The 535-nt window shown below is 49.7% G+C and carries 1 protein-coding gene; it reads left to right on the forward strand.

Features of this window, described 5'->3' with window-relative positions:
* Positions 1–21: 21 nt before the first annotated feature.
* Positions 22–535: hypothetical protein (locus NK662_RS24795; protein ID WP_254761381.1), on the forward strand; the 514-nt coding region annotated here is incomplete at its 3' end.

Genomic DNA, 535 nt, shown 5'->3' on the forward strand with positions numbered 1-535 from the left:
GGAGGGCAGGTTGTCTACATTTTGGACCAAGTCCGTGCTATGGAGATTGAGATGCTTCTGAGGATCAAGCAGCTAGGTCTCAACAGTACACCACGCATCCTTATTGTCACCAGGTTGCTCCCTGATGCAACTGGCACCACCTGCGGTCAGCGTCTTGAGAAGGTCCTTGGCACCGAGCACACCCACATCCTACGTGTGCCTTTCAGAACTGAAAATGGAATTGTTCGCAAGTGGATCTCACGTTTTGAAGTCTGGCCGTACCTGGAAACATTCACTGATGATGTCGCGCACGAAATTGCTGGAGAGCTCCAGGCCAATCCTGACTTGATCATCGGAAACTACAGTGACGGAAACCTTGTTGCATGCTTGCTTGCACACAAGATGGGTGTTACCCATTGTACCATTGCCCATGCGCTTGAGAAAACCAAGTACCCCAACTCTGACCTCTACTGGAAGAAGTTTGAGGATCACTACCACTTCTCATGCCAGTTCACAACTGACTTGATTGCGATGAACCACGCTGACTTCATCATCA

The sequence above is a fragment of the Ectobacillus ponti genome, assembly GCF_024294785.1.
Classification (GTDB): Bacteria; Bacillota; Bacilli; order Bacillales; family Bacillaceae_G; genus Ectobacillus; species Ectobacillus ponti.